The 21,982-nt window shown below is 67.8% G+C and carries 22 protein-coding genes and 1 pseudogene; 5 read left to right on the top strand and 18 right to left on the bottom strand.

Annotated elements, in window-relative coordinates; genetic code table 11:
- The first annotated feature begins 95 nt into the window (after positions 1-95).
- Positions 96-755: a TetR/AcrR family transcriptional regulator gene (locus BACI348_RS02395; RefSeq protein WP_159823784.1), complete on the top strand. Its 660-nt coding sequence runs from the start codon at positions 96-98 to the stop codon at positions 753-755.
- 11 nt (positions 756-766) lie between these two features.
- Here BACI348_RS02395 and BACI348_RS02390 read toward each other — a convergent pair whose 3' ends face one another.
- The 3 genes from BACI348_RS02390 to BACI348_RS02380 all read right to left on the bottom strand — a co-directional run bounded on the left by BACI348_RS02390 (position 767) and on the right by BACI348_RS02380 (position 4,196).
- Positions 767-1,522 (bottom strand): SDR family NAD(P)-dependent oxidoreductase, encoded by a 756-nt coding sequence (locus BACI348_RS02390; protein WP_159823783.1) that lies wholly within the window; start codon positions 1,520-1,522, stop codon positions 767-769.
- A gap of 65 nt (positions 1,523-1,587) precedes the next feature.
- Entirely contained in the window at positions 1,588-3,372 is a 1,785-nt protein-coding gene (locus BACI348_RS02385) for a D-apionate lactonase family protein (RefSeq protein WP_159823782.1), read from the bottom strand.
- Between the two features lie 209 nt (positions 3,373-3,581).
- On the bottom strand, positions 3,582-4,196 hold the full coding sequence (locus BACI348_RS02380) for a TetR/AcrR family transcriptional regulator (RefSeq protein WP_442858483.1): 615 nt from the start codon (positions 4,194-4,196) through the stop codon (positions 3,582-3,584).
- A 189-nt stretch (positions 4,197-4,385) separates the two neighbouring features.
- Here BACI348_RS02380 and BACI348_RS02375 point away from each other — a divergent pair, with 189 nt between their 5' ends.
- On the top strand, positions 4,386-4,652 hold the full coding sequence (locus BACI348_RS02375; RefSeq protein WP_159823780.1) for a hypothetical protein: 267 nt from the start codon (positions 4,386-4,388) through the stop codon (positions 4,650-4,652).
- A gap of 11 nt (positions 4,653-4,663) precedes the next feature.
- Here BACI348_RS02375 and BACI348_RS02370 read toward each other — a convergent pair whose 3' ends face one another.
- From BACI348_RS02370 to dacB, 15 genes and pseudogenes are all read right to left on the bottom strand, one after another.
- On the bottom strand, positions 4,664-5,581 hold the full coding sequence (locus BACI348_RS02370; RefSeq protein WP_159823779.1) for a 4-phosphopantoate--beta-alanine ligase: 918 nt from the start codon (positions 5,579-5,581) through the stop codon (positions 4,664-4,666).
- Between the two features lie 2 nt (positions 5,582-5,583).
- A complete protein-coding gene (locus tag BACI348_RS02365) occupies positions 5,584-6,477 on the bottom strand; it encodes a Rossmann-like and DUF2520 domain-containing protein (protein ID WP_159823778.1) in 894 nt (297 codons plus the stop codon).
- Complete coding sequence (locus BACI348_RS02360; RefSeq protein WP_159823777.1) at positions 6,470-8,089, bottom strand: PH domain-containing protein; 1,620 nt, start codon at positions 8,087-8,089, stop codon at positions 6,470-6,472. Before BACI348_RS02360 ends, BACI348_RS02365 begins: the two co-directional genes overlap by 8 nt.
- Positions 8,086-8,598, bottom strand: a complete 513-nt coding sequence (locus BACI348_RS02355) for a PH domain-containing protein (protein ID WP_159823776.1) — start codon at positions 8,596-8,598, stop codon at positions 8,086-8,088. The genes BACI348_RS02360 and BACI348_RS02355 overlap by 4 nt, the downstream gene beginning before the upstream one ends.
- A complete protein-coding gene (locus tag BACI348_RS02350; protein WP_159823775.1) occupies positions 8,579-9,127 on the bottom strand; it encodes a DUF3180 domain-containing protein in 549 nt (182 codons plus the stop codon). Before BACI348_RS02350 ends, BACI348_RS02355 begins: the two co-directional genes overlap by 20 nt.
- Positions 9,124-9,669 (bottom strand): 2-amino-4-hydroxy-6-hydroxymethyldihydropteridine diphosphokinase, encoded by a 546-nt coding sequence (folK, locus tag BACI348_RS02345; RefSeq protein WP_159823774.1) that lies wholly within the window; start codon positions 9,667-9,669, stop codon positions 9,124-9,126. The genes BACI348_RS02350 and folK overlap by 4 nt, the downstream gene beginning before the upstream one ends.
- Positions 9,666-10,073: a dihydroneopterin aldolase gene (folB, locus tag BACI348_RS02340; protein ID WP_159823773.1), complete on the bottom strand. Its 408-nt coding sequence runs from the start codon at positions 10,071-10,073 to the stop codon at positions 9,666-9,668. Before folB ends, folK begins: the two co-directional genes overlap by 4 nt.
- Positions 10,074-10,080: 7 nt before the next feature.
- Positions 10,081-10,998 carry a dihydropteroate synthase gene (folP, locus tag BACI348_RS02335; RefSeq protein ID WP_159823772.1) on the bottom strand — a complete coding sequence of 306 codons (918 nt, stop codon included), beginning with the start codon at positions 10,996-10,998 and terminating at the stop codon, positions 10,081-10,083.
- 9 nt (positions 10,999-11,007) lie between these two features.
- Entirely contained in the window at positions 11,008-11,652 is a 645-nt protein-coding gene (gene folE / locus BACI348_RS02330; protein ID WP_159823771.1) for a GTP cyclohydrolase I FolE, read from the bottom strand.
- A 10-nt stretch (positions 11,653-11,662) separates the two neighbouring features.
- Positions 11,663-13,726, bottom strand: coding sequence for an ATP-dependent zinc metalloprotease FtsH (gene ftsH, locus BACI348_RS02325; RefSeq protein WP_159823770.1), 2,064 nt, complete (start codon positions 13,724-13,726; stop codon positions 11,663-11,665).
- Between the two features lie 171 nt (positions 13,727-13,897).
- Positions 13,898-14,475: pseudogene (locus BACI348_RS02320) on the bottom strand (substrate-binding domain-containing protein).
- 63 nt (positions 14,476-14,538) lie between these two features.
- Positions 14,539-15,090, bottom strand: a complete 552-nt coding sequence (gene hpt, locus BACI348_RS02315) for a hypoxanthine phosphoribosyltransferase (protein ID WP_041651844.1) — start codon at positions 15,088-15,090, stop codon at positions 14,539-14,541.
- Between the two features lie 31 nt (positions 15,091-15,121).
- A complete protein-coding gene (gene tilS / locus BACI348_RS02310) occupies positions 15,122-16,180 on the bottom strand; it encodes a tRNA lysidine(34) synthetase TilS (protein WP_159823769.1) in 1,059 nt (352 codons plus the stop codon).
- A gap of 119 nt (positions 16,181-16,299) precedes the next feature.
- On the bottom strand, positions 16,300-17,433 hold the full coding sequence (locus BACI348_RS02305; protein WP_159823768.1) for an Rv3626c family coenzyme F420 biosynthesis-associated protein: 1,134 nt from the start codon (positions 17,431-17,433) through the stop codon (positions 16,300-16,302).
- Between the two features lie 138 nt (positions 17,434-17,571).
- On the bottom strand, positions 17,572-19,077 hold the full coding sequence (gene dacB / locus BACI348_RS02300) for a D-alanyl-D-alanine carboxypeptidase/D-alanyl-D-alanine endopeptidase (RefSeq protein WP_159823767.1): 1,506 nt from the start codon (positions 19,075-19,077) through the stop codon (positions 17,572-17,574).
- A 154-nt stretch (positions 19,078-19,231) separates the two neighbouring features.
- Here dacB and BACI348_RS02295 point away from each other — a divergent pair, with 154 nt between their 5' ends.
- The 3 genes from BACI348_RS02295 to BACI348_RS02285 all read left to right on the top strand — a co-directional run bounded on the left by BACI348_RS02295 (position 19,232) and on the right by BACI348_RS02285 (position 21,980).
- Positions 19,232-19,720 (top strand): inorganic diphosphatase, encoded by a 489-nt coding sequence (locus BACI348_RS02295; protein WP_159823766.1) that lies wholly within the window; start codon positions 19,232-19,234, stop codon positions 19,718-19,720.
- 99 nt (positions 19,721-19,819) lie between these two features.
- Entirely contained in the window at positions 19,820-21,145 is a 1,326-nt protein-coding gene (locus BACI348_RS02290) for a carboxylesterase family protein (protein WP_159823765.1), read from the top strand.
- Between the two features lie 82 nt (positions 21,146-21,227).
- Positions 21,228-21,980 (top strand): DUF429 domain-containing protein, encoded by a 753-nt coding sequence (locus tag BACI348_RS02285; protein ID WP_159823764.1) that lies wholly within the window; start codon positions 21,228-21,230, stop codon positions 21,978-21,980.
- Positions 21,981-21,982 lie beyond the last annotated feature (2 nt).

The raw sequence follows: 21,982 nt of genomic DNA, 5'->3' as shown, positions 1-21,982 counted from the left end.
TTAGTAAATTTGAAACGTCCCTGAATGTGACGGCCCGCACAGCGGTTGGCCAATTGGCTGCCGTACGGTTTCAACCAGCTTGTTAGGGTTATGTGATGACTGACACACCTGCCGCCGCACCTGCCGGGGGGCCCCGCAGGGGCCGTGCGCGGGGCAGCTACGCCAAAACGGAGGCCCGCCGCCAGGAGATCCTGGCGGCGGCGTTTGAGGTGTTCTCGACCTCCGGCTACCGGGCCGGATCCCTCAAAGACGTTGCCGACAAAGTTGGACTGACCCAGGCCGGGCTGCTGCACCACTTCCCCAGCAAGGAAGCGCTGCTGGAAGCTGTACTGACCCTGCGTGATGAGGAATCGATGATCCGTCTCAGCACGGCGGAAGCCAAGGGGCTGGACCTGTTGCGCGGGCTTGTGGAGCTGACGTGCTACAACACCACCATTCCCGGGCTTGTGTCACTTTACTGTGTGCTGTCAGCCGAGTCGACGGACCCCGAGCACCCCGCCCACGCCTACTTCCAACGCCGCTACGACTGGGTCCGCGGCACCATCGTGGAGGCCTTTACGGAAGTGGGCAGGCAAGGCCACCTCCGCACGGGCGTGGCGCCCATGGCTGCCGCCCGCCAGCTCATTGCACTGATGGATGGCTTGCAGGTGCAGTGGCTGCTCGACAACGCCTCGGTGGACATGCCGGGGGAAGTGGTGGCCTTCCTGGAGGCCATCACCACCGAAAAGTTCCAGCCGGCGTCCGGGCCGGCGTAGCGGCCCGGGTCCTACAGCGCCGTGAGGCCACCGTCCACCACGAAAAGCCCTCCGGTGGCGTAGGCGGAGTCGTCGCTGGCAAGGAACACCATGATGCCCTCTACGTCGGCAGCTGTTCCCGGCCGCCCCAGCATGGTTGCGTCCACCAGCCCTGCGCGGCTCACGGGGTCCTCGGCGATGGCCTGGACCAGCGGTGTCTCGGTGTAGCCCGGAACCACGATGTTCACCCGAATGCCGGCATGCGCATAGTCGGCGGCGACCACCCGGGCCAGCCCGTGAACACCCGCCTTTGAACTGGTGTAGGCGGAGAAGGTCTGGCCGCAGGCCACCACAGCGGTGGGGCTTCCCGTGCAGATAATGGAGCCGCCGAAGCCTTCCATGGCGCGGACTGCATGCTTGAGGGTCAGGAACGCCCCGCGCTGGTTGATGGCCACGGTCTTCTCCCAGACTGAGAGTTCGAGGTCGCCCACCTTTGCATCCTGTCCGAAGAGCTGCACGCCGGCGTTGGCCACCACCACATCGAGCTTGCCGGCCCCTGCCACGGTCCCGTACGCGGCTGCGACACTCTCCTCGTCCGAGATGTCCATAAGGAGGGCATGGGCGGCGGCTGACCCTGTTGCCGCGGCCGCCTTTTCGGCAGCCTCCTCATTGATGTCGGCAAAGTAGACCGTGGCCCCTTCAGCGACGAACCGCTGTGCCACGGCCAGTCCGATTCCTGAACCGGCCCCGGTGACCAGGGCAGTTTTTCCTTCAAGACGCAGGCCCATGGGAGGCCTCCTTTCACTAGGTCGGTGCCGCCGTCGGAAGAAAGCAGCACGAGGATGTGGCGGATTCAGCCGGACGCCGGAAATCGCACGACGACGGCGGACCAGGGCTCCAGGGCCAAGCGCTGCCGGACGGCTTTCCCGTCCACCAGGCAGATCTCCACGCCAACTGCCGAAGCGGACAGATTGCCGGCGAAAACAACGGTGCCGGCCGGGGACTGCACGGGATAGAGGCTCACCGGGCCGGTATCTCCGTCAACCGACAGCACAGCTGCACCGCGGAGTCCGGCGAGTTCCTTCAATAGCCTGCCGGCCGGATACAGCCTGCCGCTGCGGTCCGAAATGCCCCGGGGGCCGGATGCCTCAAAGTATGTGACGGATTCCACGCCGTCCACGGTCAGGGCGCTGATGCTTGCCAGCAGCCACGCCGCAGCAAACGGATGGGGCTGGAGCTCATCGGCTTCCGCCTCCTCGGCGGCGCCTGAGGTGGCCACGGCGTTGAACCGGGGAAGCAGCGTTACCGGCCCAACATGGAGCGGCCTTCCGCCTCCCAGCCGCAGTGCATTCTGCGCCGCGATCCGCTGCATGGGGACGCTTTCGACGATGTGGGCAACTTCGGTGCTGTGCATCTGCGGGGTGATGCTGAACGTCAGCGCGTCCGGCTCTGAGGGCATGCGGCCGCTGTTGCGGTTCAGTTCCGTGAAGTGGGACCGGGAGCCCGCAAGCAGCTCTCCTTCGTAGCCCGCTTCGCGAACGGCGGCTTTCAGCTCCGGCCAGGTGTCCGGCCCGGTGACGTGGCTGGCGGGATGGAACACTGCGAGCCGCTTGGCGCGGGCCAGGTAGGGGGCAAGGTCTGCCACGGCTCCCACCGGGTCCGGCGTGGTGGCCCGGATGTCCAGCCCGGCTCCCTGGACGGCTGCGGCTGCGGCGGCAGCCTGAAGCTGCGCGGCCCAGCCCCGCCGGGGAGAATCTCCGGGCTTCTCCACGAGTTCCACAAGGAAGGCATCGAGCGACGGGATGCCGGGCAGCAGTTCCGGGTCCGTTCCGGCCGCCACGGCCAGCCCCGGGACCCGGCCCGCTTGGCCACCGAGGCGGGCGGTGACAACATCGATGGCTGCTGCCGATGGGACAGGATCCGCAGGCTCCTGCGTTGTTGCCTGGAGGAGCACTGACTGGCGGACGGTGTCGCCGGCGGCGACGTCCACCGGAAACGGGCGGGCCAGTGGCGTGCCATAGGTCTTGTAGGACGCATCCGTCCAATTCCTCTGGTCCTCGGTTTCAAAGACCTCACCGCTGAAGGACAGCCGGAATGCGGTGCCAGCATCAGACCAGTTGAGTGCCGCGATGTCCATGAAGGGCTGGTGCGGACTGATCGCATGCGGGAACAGCGCTTGGGTGGTCCCGCCGTCGGGATGGTCCACCACAACCCCGCGCCCGGCGTCAGTGGGCGGATGAAGCACCACCAGGCCAATCCGGTTGCGCCGGAAAGGCAGCGCCGCGGTTCCCTCGAATTCGATGTTCAGCCTGTCCCGCGTGAAGAGGGCGGTCAGAACCCCGTTGTACTCCACTCCGTAGCCGGTGAATTCCACCAGCCAGCGTACGTGCAGACCGGCGTGATCCTCAGTGACTTCAACGCTGCGGAGCCTCGCAGGGGGAGTCCGCCAGTCCTGGTCGCGGACCACAGCCTTGACCGCGCGCAGAACGGGGCGGCCGGCATAACTGATGCGCGCCAGTTCATCGCCAACCAGGTAGGCGGACCAAGGTCCTGACGCAAGGTGGCGGCATGGCGGCGAGAGCCTGTCCTGGACGGTGGACAGTTCCGGCTGCTCGCCGGTTAAAGCTGGATACGACACGTTACTGCTCTCTGCCGGTCCGGGGCTGCTGCGGCCCGGACGTCCGGCGGTGCCGGCGCAAACTTGAAGATGGCCTGTGATGGAAGCCATACCGATTATCGGATCGCCGCGAAGATGAAGTCAACCGGTTGACCAAAGTGTGACGCATTGCCGCGGCTGGCAGCGGGGCCAACAACTGGGCTGCAGGGCTGGTACCCGGAAGCCGGACGTCAGCGGTGGTGCTCGATCAGCCAGCCGGCCATCTTCTGGGCACGCTTGGCTGCCTGCATGTCGCCCTCGGTGGCGGAGATGATGGAACCTTTCATCAGGATGTGCCAGGACCGGGCGAATTCGTCGGGCCGCTGCAGCCCGGCCTCTTCAGCCAAAGCCTGGACGTGTCCCCGGATCCTGGCGAGGTAGTCGATGCTGGCCTGGCCCAGCGGATGGGCGGGTCCCATTTCGAGCAGGACGTTGATGAAGGAGCAGGCCTCGAAGTCCTCACGCAGGAACCAGTCCCCGAAGACGTCGAAAATGGCCAGAAGCCGCTCGGTGGGGGTGTTTCCGCGGCGCCGGGCTTCCGAAAGGATCGCATCCACGGTCCACTGCTTGTCCCGCTGCTCCAGGAATGCCAGGACCAGGGAATCCTTGGACGGGAAGTGCCGGTAAAAGGTGGCCTTGGCTACCCCGGACCGTTCAATTAGTTCGTTGACTCCAACGTCCCGCACGCCGCGCCGGGAGAAAAGTTCATAGGCCACGGTCATGATCCTGGCCACGGATCCGGCGGCGGCGGTTTCCGGCGCGGGCGCTTCGGCGACCATGGGTGGGGGTGCCTGCGCGGAAGGCATGGCAAACGCTGCCGGGCCAGCCTGACTGGCCGCCGCTGAATTCTCCGCCTCTGGATTCATGACAATTCCAGTTTACCGCCACAAGGGAAGACAGACCGGTCTTCCCCGTTGTAGTGTTTGTTCTACGCGCAGGGCTTGTGACGCCGCAGAGGCCACCGGCCACTTCGGGATTGGTGCAAGGAGGCCCCGATGTCAGCAGAGCGGATGTTCCAAAGCGTGCCTTCGGACCCGGACCCCTGGATGGCAAGTGACACGCCAGCGGAGATCCGGCAGTTCGCCATAGAGTCACTGAGGTGGCAGGCACAGGAAATCATCGACGAAGTGCTGCACCGGGATGAACCCGCCGAAGAACTCGCCAGGGCCAGGCTCCGCCGCTGCGTTGCCCGGAATCCCGGCCGGCCTGAGCGCGCACTCCTGGAACAGTTGATGACCAGCCGCGACCGGCCGGGCATTTAGACCCGCGGCCGCTACGAGCTCAGCGGCATGTTGTCTATCAGCCGCACCGGCCCTACCTTGGCCGCGATGAGGGCCAGGGCCTCGCCCCGGAACGGCGTCTCCCGGCAGTTTTCGGCGAGCGGTTCCAGCGTGCCCGGATCCACCACGTCGAAGTAGTCCACCGACACCAGCGGATGGGACTCCACCATGGCCAGCGCAGACTCAAGGTCCAGCGGCTCCCGTGCCTTCGCCCGCTCCTCCAGCAGCCGCAACGCCCTCGACAGTACCAGCGCAGCCTCGCGTTCGTCGTCGGACAGGAAGCGGTTGCGGCTGGAGAGCGCCAGCCCGTCGGCCGACCGGACTGTGGGCACGCCCACGATGTCCACCGGGAAGTTCAGGTCGGCCACCATCCGCCGGACCAAGGCCAGCTGCTGGGCGTCCTTCTGGCCGAAGTAGGCACGGTAGGCCGGCAGGCCACCCTCCGCACCCTCGCCGGCAGGCAGACCCGTTCCGGGAATCCCGTAGTGCAGCAGCTTGGCCACCACCGTCAGGGCGCCGTCAAAATGACCCGGGCGCGAGACCCCCTCCCATTTCTCCCCCATGGCTCCTGACGTGATGCGCACCAGCGGCTCACCGCCCGGGTAGACCTCCTCCACCGCCGGGGCGAAGGCCAGGTCCACGCCCTGCGCCTCGAGCAGGGCAAGGTCGGCGTCCAGCGTCCGCGGGTAGCGGTCCAGGTCCGTGGCGTCGCCAAACTGGAGCGGATTGACGAAGATGCTGGCCACCACCACGTCATTCTGCCCGACGGCGGCACGCGCCAACGCGGCATGTCCCTCGTGGAGTGCTCCCATGGTGGGCACCAGGCCCTGGGAGGTGCCCCGCTTGCCAGTAAGGAGCCGGGCGCTCTCGGCGTGAAGGTCGGCCACGGTTGTGACGAGTTTGATGGGCATGTTCAGTCTTCCTCCGGTTCCAGGGCCTTCCGCAGCTCCCCCAGCTGGCCGGGCTTCAGCAGTCCGCGCCCCTCGGCGCGCCGCGCTGTCGCGCGTGCCATCGCAAGGTAAGCCGCCAGCACGTCGCCCTGCCCGCCGCCGTCGAACTCCCGCAAAGCCTCCGCGTGGGCTTTGACTGTACCCACATCTCCGCGCGCCACAGGCCCGGTGAGAGCCGACTCCCCTGACGCCAGCGCGTTCTCGAGGGTGGCCCGCAGCAAGGGGCCCAGCATCCGCTCCGGCGAATCTACTCCCACATCGCTGAGCAGCTCGGACGCCTGCGCCACGAGGGTCACGAGGTGGTTGGATCCGTGGGCCAGGGCCGCGTGGTAGAGCGTCCTGTCCGCCTCGGCGATCACCACAGGTTCGGCGCCCATCTCCACCACCAGCGCCTGCGCAATCGGCAGCATCGCCGCGTCCGCAGTGACGCCGAATGTGCAGTCCAGCAGGCGGGTCAGGTCCAGGCTCATCCCGGTGAAAGTCATGGCGGGGTGCAGCGCCAGCGGGACGGCACCGGCGGCACGAACCGGCCGCAGCACGCCCACCCCGAACCGGCCGGACGTGTGCGCCACCAATTGTCCCGGCTGCCACGCCCCGAGTTTCGCGAGCCCGTCCACCAGGCCCGGCAGGGCGTCGTCGGGCACTGCCAGGAGCACCAGCTCAGCACGCTCCACAATCTCCTGGACTTCCAGGACGGGCACGCCGGGCAGCAGCGTCTCCGCGCGTTCACGGCTGGCCTCGGAAACAGCCGAAACGCCGACGACGGCGTGCTCGGCCGCGCGCAGGGCCGCGCCGAGCACGGCGCCCACCTTGCCGGCACCGATGATTCCAACGCCGAGGCGTCCGGGCTTAGCCATGCTGGCGGCCTTCCTGCGTCGGGACGGGGGTTTCGGCGGACTCAACCACCGGGGCGGGCTCAACCAGGGCGTTCGGGGCAACCTGGGCCAGCCACTGTTCGGTAGTCTGCCGGCTCCGCGCCAACCGGGCGCGGGCGGACTGGGCATCAAAGAGGGCGATGGCCTGCTCCACGCCGGCCTGCCGAAGCCGCGGCGCGACCGGCCCAACGGTGGTGTGCAGCACCAGGTCAGCCACCTTGAACCGCCGGGCAAGCGGGCCCTGGTGCAGGGCCAGGGACTGGGTCCGCTGGTGCGGCACCAGCACGAGCTCACGCCACCAGCAGCCGGAACGGATCAACAGCGCGGTGTCCGTGGCGGTAAAACCGTTCCGCCGCCAACCCAGCGGGGCAAGCAACAGCGCCCTGCGCGGCGTGGTGACGAAGCCGCCGTCGGAGTCCAGGCCGTGGAGTCCGGCGTCGAAGATCGCGGCGGGGCGTGGCGTGCCGGGGTCGGGAAGCACCAGTGCGAGGATGGCCATCACGTCCTCCAGCTTTCCCACCGGCAGGAGGGTGGTCCGTGCCGAGCCCTCGGCAGCGTTCTCAATGCCGCCGTAGCCGGCCACGTTGACGTGGATCCGGTACCAGCCAAGCGCCCGCCACAGCGGCGGCTGGCTGACTTTCAGCGCCTGGATCCGGCCCGGCGGAAGCGTCTGCGCCTGGGTGTCGAGCAGCCCGTAGCGCAGCCTGATGCCGTCCGGCGAGATGGCGGCCGTGAAGTTGTAGCCCTTGTTGAAGAGGTTCCAATAGTTCGCCGCGAGGCCCAAGGCAGCAGGGATCAGATAAAAGAAGAAGCTCCGGTTCTCGGTGACGGCAGAGAGAACTACGGACGCCACGCCGCCCAGCATCACAAAGACGCTTTGTTCGCTCAGCAGCAGGGAACCGAAAAGGCGCGACGGCGGCACGGCCAGTACCGGATATTCCGGCGCCTCGGGTGCCGGCTCGTCGGGCCGGGACGGATCCACGGCCACGCCGGCGGCGCGGGCCAGGATGGTGGCGCGGAGTTGCCGGGCCTCGTCCATCTTCAGGTACGCAAGACGTACGGCTGACTCCCCCGCGTCGGCCACCTCGAACTTGAGCTCGGCCAGGCCGAAAATCCGGGCCAGCAGGGGCTGCACAATGTCGATGGCCTGCACCCGGTCCAGCCTGGCCTGCCGCTGCTGGCGGAAAATGAAGCCTGTGTTGACCCGGACATACCCTCCGGCCACCTGGTACTTGGTGAAGTACCAGGTGAGGATAAAACCGAGGACCGCGATGAGCAGCATGATTCCGCCGGCGGCGATCAGCCAGGGCGCCCTGCCGGCCAGTCCGTCCTCCACAAGGGGCCGTCCCTGCAGCGCACGCTCAAAAACATCCCGGCCGAAGAAGAAGCCAATGGCGGCCAGGGCCACCCATCCGCGCACAAAAGGCGACGCCGGGTGTACCCTCAGCCATTCGCCGTCGGCCTTGGTGCCCGGCCCGGTGCGGGGCGAACTTTCGAACGCAGGACTTCCAGAGGCAGTGCTGGGGGAATCAGTGCCGGCGGCCGGGGCAGTGATGGGGGTGCCGGGCTCCGGACGCGGTCCCTCTGCGGTCACAGCCCAGCCAGCCTGGCTTCGCCCCGGGCCGCGAGCTGTTCACGGAGGCGGGCGCCTTCGGCTGCGGGCAGTCCGGGGATGTGCGCACGGGTGCCTGGGGAGGCGGTGTGAAGCTTAAGGGTGCACAGGCCCAGTCCGCGCTCCACCGGCCCCACGCCGATGTCCACATACTGCATGCGGCCGTACGGCACAGCCATGGTGCGCTGGAAGAAGATACCGGTCCGGATAAGCAGGTCGTCGTCACGCTCGGCATACCCGATGGCGCGGACCTGCCGCGGGATCAGGACCAGCCGCCACAGGGCCAGCAGCAGGGCCACGGACGGCACGCCGATGGCAAGCCACAGCGGCGGCCACACCCACACCTTCAGGCTGACAAACAGCAGGGGCAGGGACAGCAGGAGCACCGTGACGAGGTTCGCCAGCGCCCACTCCACCAGCCGGACGGTGACGTATTTGGGTGACACCCGGCGCCAGGTGATTCCCGGCGGGTCAATCGCCTCGGTATGCATATTCGCCTTCCCCGGGGGCTTCGCCTCGTACCGCGCGGCCTGGTTTTCCATCGGCGCTGTTAGTCTCGCCGTCCTCGGGCGGTATCCTGCAGAACCGCTCCACCACCAGGCCCACCACGATCATCACCAATCCGCCGCCGGCCATCGCCAGCGCCAGCCAGGTGATGCCCTGGTTGCTGCGCAGGCTCCAGATCCGCAACTGGTCCAGGAAGATCCCCACATGCCAGCCGAGCAGGACGGTTCCCGCGTACGCGCAGGCCTGGGCGAGCACCAGGGTACGGGCCGCGAGCAAAGGATCGAGCTCGGTCTTCTTCTTGTTGCTGTTGGCCTTGTTGCTGTTGCGCCACCGCACAATCCTGATGCCCAGGATCAAGGTGATGGCCACAATCACGCCCATCGTGGCCAGGGCGGTGACCGGCAGGACAGGGGTGGCCATGCCGTAGCGGCTGGTCACCACCGTGGCGGACCAGCCCGCAACGGCCAGGATGACGCCGATCAGCATCAGGCGCAGCGGATTGAGGGGTTTCATCGCTCCTCCACAGCTCCTGCCGTCGGCAGGCCGTCGAACTCACCGAAGCCGTCAAACAAGGCGAGGTCGCCGAAGTCATCCGCCCGGGCGGCCAGGGTGCTGATCCGTTCCCCGTCCAGGGTGGCGGCCGGCTCGATCAGCGACCAGGGATAGAGGACAAAGGCACGCCCGGCGGCGCGGGGATGCGGAAGGGTGAGGACGGGGTCGTCGCTGCGCAGGTCGCCGTAGATGATGATGTCGACGTCGAGCGTCCGCGGCCCCCAGCGCACCTCGCGTACGCGGTGGTGCTTGTTTTCCACCGCCTGGCAATGCCCCAGCAGCTCCTTCGGGGTGAGGCTGGTTTCGGCCGTGATGACCATGTTCAGGAAGTCCGGCTGGCCGGCAGGCCCGCCCACAGCCTTGGTCTGCACGATCGGCGACACGGCGAGGAGGCGGACCTCCTGCGGGTCCACAAGATCCGCGACCGCTTCGGTGAGGGTCTCGTTGCGCTCACCAAGGTTGCTGCCCAGGGCCAGCACCACCTTGGAATACCCGGAGTTCATGCGGCTTCCCCCTGCCCTGGACTGTTTCCGTTGACCCCATCGGCGCCATTCCTGGCCCGGTGCACACTCACGGCCACGTCGCCGAAGGGCACCTCAATGGGAGCCTGCGGCTTGTGCACGGTGATGTCCACGGCGTCGAGCCGGAATTCGCTGAGCAGGCTGTCCGCGATCCGCACGGCCAGCGCCTCGATCAGGTTCAGCGGTTCACCCGTGATCCATTCGGTAATACGCTGAGCCACCTCACCGTAGTGCGCGGTGTCCCGGACGTCGTCCGATTCCGCTGCCCTGGCGAAGTCCAGGTAGAGCACCGCGTCCACAACAAATGGCTGGCCTTCGCGGCGTTCAAAGTCGAAGACGCCGTGATGGCCGACGGCGGTGACACCGGTCAGCGTAATCCTGTCCATGGCCGGGCTACTGGCTGGTTCTGGGGGCCATGCGTGCGGCGACCTTGACGGCATCCAGGCTGGGGCCGACGTCGTGCACGCGCACAGCCCAGGCGCCCCGGTAGGCGCTGATGGCGGTGATGGCAGCGGTGGCGTCATCCCGTTCCTGGGGTGCTGCCGTTTTGCCGGCAACGGTCAGGAGGGTGCCGAGGAACCGCTTACGGGAGGCTCCCACCAGGACCTTGTGGCCCAGGCTGTCCAGCTGGTCCAGGTTCTGCAGGAGTTCCCAGTTCTGGGCATCGTTCTTGGCGAACCCCAGGCCCGGATCGATGATGATCTGCTCCGGGCTGACGCCGGCGGCATAGAGCTTATCCCGCACTCCGGCGAGCTCGGCCACCACTTCTGCGGCCACGTCCTTGTACTCGGCCAGGGAGTTCATGGTCCGGGCGTCGCCCCGGCGGTGCGTGAGGATGTACGGGGCTCTGGAGGACGCGGCAAGTTCGGCCATTTCCGGTTCCATGGTGAGCCCGGCGACGTCGTTGATGATGGCCGCGCCGGCTTTCAGGGCGGCGGCGGCCGTGGAGGCGTGGATGGTGTCGATGCTGACCAGGGCGCCGGCCTTTACCAGCGCATCGATCACGGGAACCACGCGCCGCTGTTCTTCTTCCGGGCTGACGTCCTCCGCGCCGGGGCGCGTGGATTCGCCTCCGACGTCGATGATGTCCGCTCCTGCGTAGAACATCCGCAGGCCGGCAGCGATGGCGGAGTCCGCCGTGGCGTGCTGGCCGCCGTCGCTGAAGGAGTCCGGCGTGACGTTGACGATGCCCATCACGAGGGTGCGGTCGGTGGGCAGGTCTTCGAACCGGGCCGCCGGGCGCGGTTTGCGCAGGACGGGCAGTGGCGAGGTTGCGGGGCCGGTTCCCGGCGCTGCAGCGAGTGAATCCATGGTCTGTTGTTACCTTCCGAGGATGAGGCTCATGGCTTCGGCACGGGTGGCCGGATCATGAAGCTGCCCGCGGACCGCACTGGTGACGGTCTTTGCTCCGGGCTTGCGGATACCGCGCATGGACATGCACATGTGTTCGCATTCAACAACGACGATTGCGCCACGCGGCTTGAGGTGGCGGACCATCGCTTCGACGATCTCAGTGGTGAGGCGCTCCTGCACCTGGGGACGGCGGGCGTAGATGTCCACGAGCCGGGCCAGCTTGCTCAGCCCGGTGACCTTGCCGTCGTGCGAGGGAATGTAGCCCACGTGGGCCACCCCGTGGAACGGCACCAGGTGGTGCTCGCAGGTGGAGTAGAAGGGAATGTCCTTGACCAGCACCAGTTCCTCATGGTCCAGGTCGAAGGTGGTGGAAAGGACGTCGGCGGGGTCGTGGTGAAGCCCGGCAAACACCTCGGCATAGGCCTTGGCCACCCGCTTGGGGGTATCCACGAGGCCGCCGCGGTCCGGGTCCTCTCCAATGGCCAGGAGAATCTCGCGGACGGCGGCCTCGATCCGGGGCCGGTCCACCTTCTCGTGCTTTGAATGGTGGGCCCCGCCCTCCGCCGGGTAACCGGCGGAGGCGGGAACGTCGTCGTCGTCGAAGTGGGTCACGTAAGAAAGCTTAGCCGCGAAGGGCGTCGGGCCCCGAGTCGGGGATGCCTCCCTGGAACGGAGCGTCTTCCGGAACACCCTGCGGATGCGGCGGCTGGGCGTCGAGCGGTTCATCCAGGCGGGCCTGCTTGGCTTCCTCCTGCGCTTCGCGTTCTGCCCGCTCCTGGCGGGACTCCACCGGTCCGGCCATCTGCACCGGGCGGGTCTCCTTGGACAGCCACACCTCGCGGAAATCGCGTTTGCGGATGTCACGGAATATGTCGGCGATCTCGGCCTGGTTCAGCGTTTCGCGCTCCAGCAGCTCGAGGGCCAGCCGGTCCAGGACTTCCCGGTTTTCGGTGAGGATGGCGTAGGCCTCGTCGTGGGCCTGGTCAATCAGCCGGCGGACTTCCTCGTCAACAACGTAAGCGATCTGGTCCGAGTAGTTGCGCTCGTGCCCGGCGTCGCGGCCCAGGAACGGCTCGCCGCCGCCCTGGCCCAGCCGGACGGCGCCGACGCGTTCGCTCATGCCGTACTCGGTGACCATCTTGCGGGCGGTGCCGGTGGCCTTCTCGATGTCATTGGAGGCGCCGGTGGAGGGATCGTGGAAGACGATTTCCTCGGCGACGCGGCCACCCATGGCGTAGGCCATCTGGTCCAGGAGCTCGTTGCGCGTCACGGAGTACTTGTCGTTGTCCGGGACCACCATGGTGTACCCGAGGGCGCGGCCGCGGGGAAGGATGGTGATCTTGGTGACGGGGGCAGAGTTCCGCAGCGCGGCCGCCACCAGGGCGTGGCCGCCTTCGTGGTACGCGGTGATCTTGCGCTCGTGCTCCTTCATCACGCGGCTGCGCTTCTGGGGGCCGGCCATAACGCGGTCGATCGCCTCGTCCAGCGCGCGGTCATCAATCAGGTTGGCGTTCGAGCGGGCGGTGAGGAGCGCGGCCTCATTGAGGACGTTGGCCAGGTCCGCGCCGGTGTAGCCGGGGGTCTTCTTGGCCACAGCCTTGAGGTCGACGCCGGGAGCCATCGGCTTGCCCTTGGCGTGGACCTGCAGGATCTGGTCGCGGCCGATCATGTCCGGGGCGTCCACGCCGATCTGGCGGTCGAAGCGGCCGGGGCGCAGCAGCGCGGGGTCCAGGACGTCCGGGCGGTTCGTGGCGGCGATGAGGATGACGTTGGTCTTGACGTCGAAGCCGTCCATCTCAACCAGCAACTGGTTGAGGGTCTGCTCGCGTTCGTCGTTGCCGCCGCCGATCCCGGCACCGCGGTGGCGGCCGACGGCATCGATCTCGTCCACGAAGATGATGGCGGGCGAGTTGGCTTTGGCCTGTTCGAAGAGGTCGCGGACGCGGGAGGCGCCCACACCGACGAACATTTCCACGAAGTCGGAGCCGGAGATGGAGAAGAAGGGGACGCCGGCCTCGCCCGCAACGGCGCGGGCCAGGAGGGTCTTGCCGGTACCCGGAGGGCCGTACAGCAGTACACCCTTGGGGATCTTGGCGCCAACGGCCTGGAACTTGGCCGGTTCCTGCAGGAATTCCTTGATTTCCTGCAGTTCCTCCACGGCCTCGTCCGAGCCCGCGACGTCGGCGAAGGTCACCTGCGGCATGTCCTTGCTGACCATCTTGGCCTTGGACTTGCCGAACTGCATGATCTTGGAGCCGCCGCCCTGCATCCGGGTCATCAGGAACCAGAACAAGGCACCGAGCAGGATGACCGGAATCAGCAGCGAGAGCAGGCCGGAGAACCAGTTGCTCTCGATGGGCTGGTCCGTGTAGCCCTCGGCCGGCTTGGCGTCGGTGACTGCCTTGACTACGTCCTGGGCGCGGGCGTCCACAAAGAAGAACTGGACGCTCTTGCCCTTGTCCTGCCCGTCCAGCTGGAGGTTGTCCTTCAGCACCAGGTCCACGCGGTTTTCGCCGTCGAAGATCTTTGCCTGCTCCACCTGGTTGCCGGCGAGCAGTTCCAGGCCCTTGTCAGTGTCGATCCGGGCTGCACCGCCGGGAGCGAGCGTTGCAAAGGCCACCAGGAGCATGCCGATCACAACGACGATCCAGATGCCCGGGCCCTTGAAGAAATTCTTAGCTTTCATCTGTTCGGGGGCTGGCCCCGTCCCTCCTGGTAGTGCTGCACGGCGAGTACTCTGCGCGCGTGATGGTGCTGCGTCAGCTTCTAGCTATACACCGTCCGGACTAGATCACGCATGGTGTCGGGCAAAAGTTCCCTCTGGGCGTAGCGTGCGGGGCCACCTGGGCGGACACTGCTATTCGGCCTGGAGCCGGGGTCCGGCCACGGAGCCACGGGCCACCAGCGGGCAGCCAAGGAGTACCGGTTCCAGGGCGCCGGCGTCCGCGAACGGCGTTCCCTCCCCGGCGTCAATCAGCCGTTCGGCAGCCCAGGCGCCCATTTCATAGTGCGGCAGGGCGATGGTGGTGAGTCCCGGGTGGAGGCTGCCGGCGATCAGTTCCTGGTCGTCGAAACCCACCACTGACAGGTCCGCGGGAATGGCCAGTCCCAGCTCGGCGGCTGCGCGGTAGGCGCCCATCGCCATGCGGTCGTTGTAGCAGAAAAGGGCCGGCGGCGGGTTGTCGCCTTCGAGGATCCGGCGCGCAGCGCGGTAGCCGCCCGGTGCAACAGGATGCGGCCGGCGTGCGGCGTGGTGGCGATGTCCTCGCTGACCAGGCCAAGCATGCCGGTGCGCCGGCTCCTCAGCGCCTGCACCAGGCGGTTGGGTCCGTAGCCGAGCTGCGTGGCCGCTGACCGGACCTTGTTTCGCGTTTCTGCGCTGACCCGGGCGCAGGAAACATCGTTCAGGACATGGGAGACCGTGGTGACAGACACTCACGTGGCCAGGGCCACGTCCTTGATGCCAATGTTTTTACGCAAGGTCCGAAGCGGCGCAGCCTACTCGTAGACGTGCGGCGCGAGGGTGCCCACGAAGTCCAGGTTGCGGTACTTCTCCGCGTAGTCCAGGCCGTAGCCCACCACGAATTCGTTGGGGATGTCGTAGCCCACGTACTTGACATCGATTTCCACCTTGGCGGCGGTGGGCTTGCGGAAGGCGGTGCAGATTTCCACCGAGGCGGTGCCGCGGGATTCCAGGTTGGTCTTGAGCCAGGACAGGGTGAGGCCGGAATCGATGATGTCCTCGACGATCAGCACGTCCTTGCCCATCAGGTCCGTGTCCAGGTCCTTGAGGATACGGACAACGCCCGAGGACTGGGTGCCGGAGCCGTAGGAGGACACAGCCATCCAGTCCATGGAGATGTGGCTGTGCAGTGCGCGCGCGAGGTCGGCCATGACCATCACGGCACCCTTGAGGACGCCCACGATGAGGATCTCGCGGCCCTCGTAATCCTTGTCGATCTGCGCAGCGAGCTCGGTGATCCGCTGCTGGATCTGCTCCTTGGTGTAGAGAACGTGCTTGAGGTCTGCCTGGACGTCGTTTGAATCCACCAATGGCTCCTGTGTAGATGCGGGGGTGCGACTATTTTGCGGGCGGTTTTTGAGGCCGGAATACTAGCTTCCCACAGCGCGCCCCTCCACGGGGAACGGCTGCGCGCTGATCGGCCCCGCCGGCGCTGTCCGCCTTCGGGCGGGTTTCCAGCTGGGCGAGGGACAACCTGTAAACGCTCACGCCGCCGGGCAGCTCCACCGGACCGGCGGAACCCTGGCGCCGCAGCAGCGCCTCCGCCGCCAAAAGCCGCTGGTATCCGGGCTGCTGCCCGCCGACGTCGGCCGCTGCCTTGGCGATTACGCGGAACCTGATGGCGGGGGCCAAGGCGCGCAACGCCTCCTCGGGCAAGCTCAGTTCCCGGCCGTTCCGCTCCACGAGCGAGGCGAACGTGCTTTCCGCCACGTCCTCGAGGTAGTCGGCGTCCAGCTGCAGGATGGCCGCGGTCCGGGCGAGGGATTCCGCGACGCCGGGTCCCAGCTTTTCCTCGAGGCGCGGCAGTACCTCCACGCGGGTGCGTGACCGTGCGAACGCGGGGTCCGCGTTGCTGGGGTCATGCCAGGGGTCCAACTCCTCAACGGCGCAGATCTCCTCCGTGTCCGCACGGCGCAGTCCAAGGAAGGGCCGCAGCAGCTTGCCCCGGGCCGGCCGCATTCCGGCGAGCGAGCGTGTTCCCGAGCCCCGGGCCAGGCCCAGGAGCACCTGTTCGGCCTGGTCGTCAAGGGTGTGGCCCAGCAGGATGGCGTCTGCGCCCTGGTCCCGGGCAGCTGCATCGAGTGCTGTGTGCCGGGCTTCCCGTGCTGCGGCTTCCGGGCCGAGCCCTTCGCCGGCCACGGTCACCGTCCGGATTTCCACGGGGGCAAGGCCCAGTTCCCGCAGTGTGTTGGCGGCATCTGCGGCCAGCTGGGCAGAACCCTCCTGCAGCTGGTGGTCCACCACCACGGCGCCGACTGTTACGGGGCGGCCCTCGACGTGGCCGCGGCGGGCGAAGTAGGCGGCCACTGAGGCCAGGGCCAGGGAGTCCGGTCCCCCGCTGCAAGCGACCAGGAGGTGCCGCGGATACCCGGCCTGGGCCAGCGCGTCCTGGAGCATTTTGCGTGCGGTGCCGACGACTGGCGCGAGCCGCCCGGGCCGGCGCCTGCCACTGCGGTGTTCCGGCTGTGCCCTCGGCGCTTCCTGGGCTGGTCCGCCTGGCTCCGGCACAGTGCTGATCAGAGTCCCATCCGCTCAAGCCATAGCTTGGCGTCGTGGATTTCGGGTTCGGTGGGCAGGTGGTCCGCAGACTCCCAGACCCGGTTAAAGCCATCCATGCCCGCTACGTCCACCACGGCCCGGACGAACCGTGCGCCGTCGGAATACTGCCGCATTTTTGCGTCCAGGCCCAGGAGGCTGCGGATGAACTTCTCGATCACTCCACGGTCCTTGCCACGGTCGTTGAACCGCTGCCGGATGGTTTTCACCGACGGAACGATGCTGGCATCCACGGCGTCCATCACCACGTTCGCGTGCCCTTCGAGGAGGCTCATCACAGCGGTGAGGTGCGAGATGGCGGCCTTCTCCTCCGGGTCCTGCAGCAGATCCAGGATGGCGCCGCGGCCGGGCGTATTTCCGGTAGCCGTGCGGTCCTTCAGGGACCGGGCCGCGGCGGTGGCCCGCTCCATCAGCGAATCCACGTTGCCCAGCAGGTGGCCGCTCAGTTCGTCGATCTGTTCCAGCATGTGGTGGCGCAGCCAGGGGGCGGCGGCGAACTGGACCCGATGGGTCTGTTCGTGCAGGCAGACCCACAAGCGGAAATCGTCCGGTGCGACGTTCAGCTCGCGCTCCACGGCCACGATGTTGGGGGCCACCAGGAGCAGACGTCCGCCCGCCGGCGCGGTTGAGCCCTCGGCGAGCGCAGCGAAGGGATCGTACTGGCCCAGGACCTTGCTGGACAGGAACGCCAGGACGGCTCCGAGCTGGCTTCCCGTGATGGCGCCGCTGACGCTGGCCGCGCCGGGGCTCAGGGAGCCGCGCCGGTTTTCGAGCATCTTTTCCATGGCCGGCTTCAGCATCACGGCGAAGCTCTGGGTGTTTGCCTTTGCCCACGACGCCCGGTCCACCACCAGCACGGTGGAGTCCCGGAGATCCCGTGCCGCTTCAAGGCCAGTAATCTCGTGGACGTGTTCCACGGAGGCGTCGGCGAGCCGGCGCAGGCTGTCCACGGCGTCACCGATGGCGGCCTGGTTCAGGACCGGGCCGGCCGGAGCCAGCCGCGCCGCTGTGGAGGCGGCCAAATCCCAATTAATCAGGGACGAGGCCTGGCTGGACAATGTTTGTGCTGACGACTCACCTGCAGTGGACTCCATAGGTCCCATCAGAACACAGCAGGCTGGGGATCGTCCTTAAGTTCGCTGACCGGCGAACCACCGGCCGTTCCCTGACACCCACAGCCAGCCCACAGGAACGCGAAAGCCGGACGCTAAGTCCCTCCAACACCATGGTGGCTACCGGCAGCCGCAGGCCGCCAGCGCCGTGGCTGCCCGGTCCAACGCCACCTTGTTGCCCGCGGCGCCCGGCGTGAGCCCGTTGCCGATGAACGAGAACACCAGGAGGCGGCCGTCGGCATCCACCACGTAGCCGCTGAGCGCCAGTACTGTATTCAGCGTGCCGGTCTTGGCACGGACCAGGCCTGCGCCCCGGGCTGTTGAGTCCTCACCGTAGCGGGTGTCCAGCGTGCCCGTGAGGCCGCCCACGGGGAAGCCATCCAGGGCGGCACGGAGCCGGCTGTCCGTTCCGGCCGCGATGGCCCGGACCACCTCGGTGAACTGGCGGGCCGAGACCCGGTTGCCCATTGCCAGGCCGCACACATCCACCAGTGTGGCGCCGTCAACGTCAATCCCTGCGCCGGCCAGCTGCGCGCGGACCGCCGCCGTGGCGCCGTCGTTGCTCCCGGGGCCACCTTCCGCCAGCGATGCCATCCGTCCCAGGACTTCGGCCAGGTAGTTGTCCGAGGCCTGCAGCATCAGGTCCACCTGCTCGGCCACCGTGGCCGACTCCGCGGCCGCGAGGACCGCCATGTCCGCCGCTTCGACCGTGGCGGGGCGGGGGGAACGTTCGACGGCGGCGGACACCGTCAGTCCCGCGGCGGCACCTGCCGTGCGCAGCCGGGACGCGAATTCCGCGGCTGCCGTGATTGCCGAATCCTGCGGACGCGGGCCGGTGGTCACGGCGGGATCGAAGCGGGCCGAGTTCAGCGCCAGGGGGTAGACCGGTGCTACTTCCCCGGCGGCCACGTCACCGCTTTCCCACGCCGGATTCAGGGCCGGGCCGGTGAACAGGGAGTCGTCCACAAGGACCTTGAGCTCACCCGTGGTGCCGGCAGCCTTCAGCGCTTCGACAGTCCGCGTGGCCAGGGTGGCGAGCCCCGCGTGGCCCATCGCCGCATCCGCGTTCGATTCGCCGGCACCGAGCAGGGCGTCGCCGCCGCCCACCAGCACCACCTGCCCGGCGGCCGGGCCCTGCACCACTGTGGTGGTGAAGCGGCGTTCGGGACCGAGCGAGCGCAGGGCGGCCACCGCAGTCAGCAGCTTCATGTTGGAGGCCGGCACCCTGCCCTCGGAACCCCCGCGGTCAAAGAGGACCGCCCCGGTAAGGGCATCCTGCACCAGCCCCGTAAAGTTCCCGCCGCCGTCGGCCTTCAGCACTGGCTCCACCTGCGCGGTGATGCCGGACGCCAACGGGATGCCGGCCGACACGTCCAGCGGGGCGAGCCCGCGTGCGGGTGAAAGTGTGGCGGGAACCTGTTGCCATTCCAGCGCCGGCGGAGCGGGGGGTGGGGACTCCGGGCCGAGGAACCCCGGCGCAACCAGCAGCGCTGCGGGGACGAGGAGGATCACCACGAGCAGCGCGGGCAACCCGAGGGGCCAGGCCCGTTTGAGGGCCGGAACCGCTCCGCGGACACTGTGCCGGACACGGTCAAGCCATGGTTCCGCGGCAGTTGGTTTGGTCATGCTGGTGCTGGTCCTCAAGTCCTGAAATTTCCCCACAAGTTCCTGATTCCAGGGCCTCTCGCTATATCCTCAATAATAGTCGGCGGCACGGACACTCCCTGTGGTGAGCCGTCAAATGTGCCGCGAACCCCCTGCAATTGCCGAGGAGCATTCCATGAAGCATGACGTGACCATCGAGATCCCCAAGGGATCACGCGTCAAGTACGAAGTTGACCACGAGACCGGCCGCGTCCGCCTGGACCGCGTCCTCTTCACCTCCATGCAGTACCCCACGCACTACGGGTACTTCGAGAACACCCTCGGCGAGGACGGCGATCCGCTGGACGCGCTGGTGCTCCTGCAGGACTTCGACCTGCACCCCGGCGTCATCGTTGAGTCCCGCCCCATCGGCGTCTTCAACATGACCGACGACGGCGGCGGAGACGCCAAGATCCTCTGCGTTCCCGTGGATGCCCGCTTCGACCACATCCAGGAAGTCAGCGACGTCAACGAGTTCCTGATCAAGGAAATCGAGCACTTCTTCACCCGCTACAAGGACCTGGAGCCGGGCAAGTGGGTCAAGGCCGAGGGCTGGGGCGACCGCGCCGCCGCCGAGGCCGAGCTGGAAGCCTCCATCAAGCGTTACGTGCCCACCGCGCACTGATTTTCCCGCGTACGACGGCGGGTGGTCGGCTTTTCGAAGCCGGCCACCCGCCGTCGTGGTCTGTCGAGACGCCCACGCAAGATGTGAAACTCTTGGTGCGTGAACTCCGCACCAACTTTCAGCCCACCCTGCGGTCCCGTCACCGGCCGGCGGGACGGTGACGTCATCCGGGCCACCGGCATCCCGTACGCCCGTGCCGCGCGGTTCGAGCCGCCCGTCCCGGTAGCGGACTGGACTGAACCCTACGCGGCAACGTCGCCCGCGCCCGCCTGCCCGCAGGGTCCGGTGCCGTTCCTGGACGACGTCCTGGGCACCCGCTATGGCGAGCTTCCCGGCAGCGAGGACTGCCAGAACCTGTCCATCACCATGCCCGCCGACCTCGCGGACGGCGAGCGGCTCCCAGTGATGGTGTGGATCCACGGGGGCTCCTACACCACAGGCTCCGGCGACCTCGCCATCTTCGATCCGGCAGTGCTTGTGGCCGGGAACCGGGTGGTGGTGGTTTCGCTGACTTACCGGCTGGGGCTGTTCGGGTTCCTGGCCACGCGTACCGGCCGCCCCGGAAACCTCGGCCTGCTGGACCAGCTTGAAGCGTTCCGCTGGGTGCAGCGGAACATCGCAGCGTTCGGCGGGGATCCCGGCCGGGTGACCGCCTTCGGCCAGTCCGCCGGCGGGGATGCCATCGCCCACCTCATGGCCACCCCGGACGCGTCCGCCCTGTTCCAGCGGGCCATCATCCAAAGCGCCCCGCTGGGCATTTCGCGTGGCCGGGCAAAAATGAACCATGCGATGGGCATCGCGGCCGAAGCCGTGACCGGGGACACTCCGGCCATGGATGTGGTGCAGCGGGAAGACCACGTGGCGCAGGTGGCCCGAAAGTTCGGGATGCTGGCTGCCATGCCTTTCGGAACGCAGTACGGGCACGCGCCCTTGCCGGAGGAATCGGGGATCGAGGCCGCCTGGAACCGTTCCGCGCCCGGGATCGAGGTGCTGATCGGGCACACGTCCGAGGAGGCGCGGCTGTTCCTGCCCCGCAGCCCTTACCTCAGCCGTCTTGCCAGGGTTCCCGTCGCCGGGACCGCCGCCGTCCGGGCGATTGACTGGGTGGTTACGGAGACCGTGTACGGCAGGGCTGCCCGGAAATTCGCCCGGCGCCATGCCCGTGCCGGGGGAAAGGCCCACCGTTACGTGCTGCACTGGCACGCCCCCGGCAACATTTTCGGTGCGGCCCACACCATCGACCTGCCGCTCCTCTTCGGCAACCGGAACACCTGGGACGGGGTGGGGCTGATTGCCGGTGCCGGCTGGGAGGACGTGGACGACGTCGGGCGGCAGGTGCGGAGCCTCTGGGCGGCATTCGCACGGGGAGAGGACCTCGGCGAAACGGGTGGCGTCCCGGGCGCCCTGACCTACCACGCCGCCTGATCCTTCAACGTTCCAGAACCAGGGCCTGCAGTCATCCCGTGTCCAGAACAGGACCAGGCGGACGCCGGTAGAGTCTGGTCTCGTGAGGACGCTCGGAGTGGACCTGGCTGCGGCTACCAAAAAGACGGCGGTGGCGGTCATCGAGTGGAGCCAGGGCCGGGCGCGGTTGGCACACCTCGCCCTCGATGTTGCGGACCGTGAGATCGTGGAGCTGTTCGGCACCACCGGCATGACGGGCATCGACTGCCCCGTGGGCTGGCCGCAGGCGCTGATCCCGTTCCTTACCGGGCATTTGAATTTCGACGGCGGCCCCGTCCTTGCGCACGACGGCATCGAGGGCAGGCGCCTCCTCGCATACCGGGACACCGACCGTTTCGTCACCGCCCGGACCGGCCTGATCCCGCTCAGCGTTTCGGCGGACCGGCTGGCGCACCCGGCCATGCGGTGCGCGGTGATCCAGGCCAGGATCGCGGCCCTCCATGGTCCCCAGCCGCGGGACGGGTCCGGCAAGCTGGCAGAGGTCTACCCCGCCGCATCACTGAAGGTGTGGGGGCTGACCGCACGCGGGTACAAAGGCCGCGGGACTTCCGAAGCGGAACGCCTTTCGGTGCTGCTCGGAACCCTCCGGGAGCAGGCGCCGTGGCTGGACCTTGCCGGCCACGAGGACAGGCTGGCCGGCTCGGACGACCTGTTTGACGCCGTCGTCGCCTCCCTCACGGCCCGGGCAGCCGCCGTCGGACGGACCGCAAAGCCTGACGGGGCACATGCCGAAGCCGCCCGCCGCGAAGGCTGGATCCACCTGCCCACAAGCGGCCTCCCCGACCTCCTGACATAGGC

The organism is Arthrobacter sp. 9AX (assembly GCF_902506095.1).
GTDB lineage: Bacteria > Actinomycetota > Actinomycetes > Actinomycetales > Micrococcaceae > Arthrobacter.
The sequence above is the reverse complement of the archived record's forward strand: the minus strand, read 5'-3'. Positions and strand labels throughout refer to the sequence as shown.